Raw genomic sequence first — 4,316 nt, 5'->3', positions numbered from 1 at the left:
ACCGAGCAGCCAGAGCAGGCTCAGAAGGAGGAAGGTGATCCCCGGCGTGGCGAGCAGGGTGAGGGAAAGATGCTGGAGGGACATGCGGGAGAAATGACGAAGGCCGAATGATGAATGATGAACGAAGCAGGGCGCTGGTGCCATCCCCTGAACAGGGTCCAATGACCGCAGGTCGAGGGGGATGGCAAATCCGGCTGGAAAGAGGCGGGCGGGAGCTTAAAATCAGCCCCATGAGTACCTTCGCCGACCAACCGATCCCGAAAAATCTCCGCCAGCAGATGGTGGAGCGTGTTTCGACCATGGACGAGCCGTCCTTGCTGCGCTTGCACGAGTTGAACCTGCTCGCGGAAAAAATCCGGCTGCGCCAGGAGATGTCTGATCAGGCAGACGCGGAAAATGCCGCCGGCACGTGGGATAACCTTACCGAGGTCATTCGTGCCTACCGGATGCGCCACCGCGCCGCATGACCGTCTGCGTCGATACCAACGTGCTCATCCAGGCGCGGTCGCTTCACCACCCTTTCGGGGTGATTCTGGATGGTTTCATGTTCGGACTCATGAACTTGGCGGTCTCAAACCGGGTGCTGACCGAGTATCACGAAATCATTCTGGGCAAGGCAGGCCCCGCCGCCTGGAAGACATTGGAGTCCTTCATCGACCTCATCGAACAGAGCGGAAACCTGCGAAGAGTCTCTCCGCACTATCAATTCCGCGTCATCAGCAACGATCCCGATGACAATGCCTTCACCGACTGCGCCATCGCAGCCCACGCTGACTATGTGATCACCGAAGATCGTGATTTTGCCCCGCTTGCCGATGCCGGATACAAACCCCAGCCGATCACGCCGGAGGAGTTTATCCGGCGGTATCGCGGGGTGCATGTGTGAGATGAGCTCAGGCGCTCTTCTCATGGCGATCCATCCACTCGGATGAATGCGCGAAGAGTTTGGCAAGCCATTCGGGAGGCTCGGTCCACTCGACGCGGTGCATGACCAGCCGATATGGCGTAGTCGGCACGTGAAGGCACACCAGTTGATCATCGTTCACCTGCTGAAACTCCCACAGTCTGCCCGGGCTTGTTCGGTTGGGGCCGCACACAAAGAAAAAGCCGTCTTCTTCGACCCTGATCCACGCCGGCATGGGCATGCGCTGCATCATTCTCCCCGGCAGTTGCAGCGCAGTCACGGTAATCAGTCGTCCCTGTTTCGTGATGTGAAAATACTCATCCTCGCCCGGCACCGCCACGGAGGGTGATTGCCAATAGCCGCACAGACTGGATGGTAGGAGGGCTGACATGCTGCAACACCCCGACTATGTCGAGGATGGTGTTGTCTCAAACAGCCTCTCTGCCTTTTTACGCCGCCTTGCCGAGTTTCGGCTCGATGCGGGCGAGGGGGAGATGCTCCATTTTGCCGCGATACCAGGCCATGGAGCTGGGGGCCACGGGCAGTGGTTCCTCATCGCCAGTGAGAGGCTCGAAGACGTCGTCACCACGGTAGATTTCGATGTGGCCGTCGTCGGGGTCCATGGTGGCGAGGCGGATCCAGCGGTTGCAGACGAATTCGACGAGCTCCTTGTTCGCCTTGATCACGCTCATGAGGCGCGGCGGCGTGGTTTCGACGACGAAGAGAATGCGCACGGGCTCGTGGATCTCGACGGTCTGCACGGGCAGACCGGTGCGCAGATCGCCTTGGAAGCCGTTCATGACGCCGACGAGGCCGGTGATGTTGTGCGGGAGCTTCGTGCCTGCGCCCCAGACTTCGTTATCGACGGTGGAGAAGTAGTATTCCAAGTTGATGCCGCCACAGACGGGGATGACGGCGCCGAGGACGCGTGCGAGCGCCTCATTGGCCGGATCTTTCGTGGCATCGTAGCTGACGAGGAAAGCGCGGCGGTCCATGAAGAGGCCGCGGGTGTGGTCCCGGCGCCCGACATAGGCGACGGCATTGGTGCAGTGGCCGTACTCGGGCCGGGGCTCGGCGATGTGCTCTGAACGAGCCTGCACACATCGAAGCGCACGCTCGCCACGCACGCCGGGGCCGGCGGTGCCGAAGCGGCGGACGCGTTCGTCCGCGTTGTGGATGCGGGCCTGGTCGATGGACTGCTTCACGCGATTGAGATCGCCGTGGTGGGTCTCGGGCATGAGATCGACATCGAAATACTCGACGTCATCGCTGCAGGTGTCGTGATAACCGCCGAGGAACCAGGTGTCCTCGGGGATGACGACACCTTTCGTCTTCAAAACGGCACGCACGCCGGGACGATTGGCCATAATGGCGAAGATGCGGGCGTTTGGAGCGCCGGTGCGGCCGCCGCAGGCACCGCAGCAGTAGGCGGACTCGTATGGATTGTTCAAACTGGTGCTGCCATGGCCGAGGATGACGACCAGACGCGCGTGCGCCTTGTGCAGCCCGGCGAAACCGAGCACGGAGTAAACGCGATCCGCCATCTCCTGCTCGGTGAAGCCTTTCATGAGGCCGGTGGTGGCATCACGGGACTCCGGATCATCCCGCATGAAGGTGACCTCTGTCTTCGGCTCCGGCAGGAAGGCACGATTGAGCCGCTTGATGATCCTGCCGTATTCACGCGGGCTCAAGACGCGGAAAATCAGCGGGAAGAGGGAGAGGAAGCCCAGGCAGGCGGTGCTGATCCACCCGCGCACCAGCGTGCGTGAGGAAATGAAGCCGTTGCGCGCGACGGCGGCCCAGGCACGACGCAGCCACTGACGTTTTTCATGCAGATGCGCGTGATGGTCCACGACGACCTCGCGCACGGAGTGGCCGGGTTTGACGACCACCGGGCAAAGCGACACGCCGCCCGCGTCATCAATGCCGGCGTAATCGATGGCGACGCCGAAGAATCCCGCCGCGCCGACGGTTTCGATGCTGGGATCCGCCTCCTCAAGCGCACGGCGGAAGGATTCCTCACGTTCATCGATGCAGAAGACGACCTGCGCGACGAGGCGGTCGGTTTCGGGCAGCGGATCCGGCAGCGCACGATGCTTTGACAGAGGAATGAGGATGCTGCGCTCGTGACGACGCTCGTAGGCGAGGTGCAGGAGCCTGCGGCGCTCGACTTCGTTGCAGGCGGCCAATTCATGAACGAGGCGCTGGAAGAGTTCATCCGGCAGGGCGGCGAGCGTGTTGCTGGAGAGGCCGGTGAGCTGGGCGGCATCGAAGAAACGTGCCACGGGGGTGAGGCGGTCCATTTTCGGCGGTGTGACCGGGATGGAGTGCCAGCCCGTCGTGTCTCCCATGATGTCCTCGAGGGCCGCCAGCGTGTAGGTGAGCCGGAGAGCGAGGTATTCCATCAGCGAGCAGCGCACGCGATCGTGGGGAGCGAGTGTGACGTCGTTTTCGAGCATGCGCACCATGCCGGCCCAGCCTGGCATGGCGATCAGCTCGGCGGTGACAAACTCCTCCCACTGCGACGGGAAGACGGCGAGGCGTTCCAGTGCTTCGAGCACGATGTCGTCGGGGGTCATTTTCCGCTCCACCTGGCGGCGGAACTCCCGCCCGACGAGCGTGAGATGCTTCCGGGAGATGGAGCCGGCCTGCCCCATGATGGTGCGCGAGGCGGCCAGCAGTCCCTGCTCCCGCAGCGGCATGGGCCAGTAGGCGATGCCTTGATCCAGATAGGCGCCGACGAGACGGATGAGCGGCGGATGGACGATGAGGTCCAGATCGATGCCCTTCGCCGCGAGCAGCGCCTCACGCGGACGCTTTGGATGCGATGGCGGCGGTGTTTCATGCTGCGGGACGCGGGCGAGGCATACATCCCAGAGATCCTTTGGACGGTCGCCGATGAGCAGGTGTGCTGCGGACGGCGGGAGATCATGGCGGAAGGATTCCAGCCAGTTCCCTTCTTCGAGCGACCAGGCGACATCGATGCCATTGACACGGCGCACTCCCGGCACCAGCAACGCGCGGCGAAGCTGGCGGCGGGTGAGCTTTCCAGGGATGATCTCGGCGTCCGGCTCACGACTCAAGACATCATCGATGTCCTCATCGAGAATGCGGCCGCGGGCGCGGTCGTTTTGATAACTCTCCTCGGAGAGGAACGGCTCGGCTTTGAAGAGATTCGCCGCCTCGATCACCGAAGGCTCGAACGGCTGGTGCTGGAAGGCGTGCAGCGTGTTGTGATGCACAAACACCCCGATCGGCCCCTGGGTCGGCAGATAGTGCGCGGCGTGATCAAGGACATCCTGAAGGTGCTCGCGGCTGCCTTTGGCGGAGGGGGAAGGAGAATGTGAGGACACGGAAGGAAGATTTGCCACGGAACAAACGGCAGAAGCCGGCCCGGTGCCATCCCTTTGGC

The 4,316-nt window shown here is 62.6% G+C and carries 4 protein-coding genes; 2 read left to right on the top strand and 2 right to left on the bottom strand.

Annotated features, from left to right (window positions below; translation table 11 throughout):
* The first annotated feature begins 230 nt into the window (after nucleotides 1-230).
* Together IAE77_RS00295 and IAE77_RS00290 are read left to right on the top strand one after the other, a co-directional pair.
* Entirely contained in the window at nucleotides 231-467 is a 237-nt protein-coding gene (locus IAE77_RS00295) for a hypothetical protein (protein ID WP_294219655.1), read from the top strand.
* Complete coding sequence (locus IAE77_RS00290; protein ID WP_294219654.1) at nucleotides 464-886, top strand: putative toxin-antitoxin system toxin component, PIN family; 423 nt, start codon at nucleotides 464-466, stop codon at nucleotides 884-886. The genes IAE77_RS00295 and IAE77_RS00290 overlap by 4 nt, the downstream gene beginning before the upstream one ends.
* 7 nt (nucleotides 887-893) lie before the next feature.
* Here IAE77_RS00290 and IAE77_RS00285 read toward each other — a convergent pair whose 3' ends face one another.
* Complete coding sequence (locus IAE77_RS00285; RefSeq protein ID WP_294219653.1) at nucleotides 894-1,295, bottom strand: hypothetical protein; 402 nt, start codon at nucleotides 1,293-1,295, stop codon at nucleotides 894-896.
* A 58-nt stretch (nucleotides 1,296-1,353) separates the two neighbouring features.
* Complete coding sequence (locus IAE77_RS00280; RefSeq protein ID WP_294219652.1) at nucleotides 1,354-4,257, bottom strand: DUF2309 domain-containing protein; 2,904 nt, start codon at nucleotides 4,255-4,257, stop codon at nucleotides 1,354-1,356.
* Between the last annotated feature and the right edge of the window lie 59 nt (nucleotides 4,258-4,316).

Source organism: Prosthecobacter sp., assembly GCF_014879935.1.
GTDB lineage: Bacteria > Verrucomicrobiota > Verrucomicrobiia > Verrucomicrobiales > Verrucomicrobiaceae > Prosthecobacter.
This window is presented reverse-complemented; position numbering and strand designations above follow the sequence as displayed.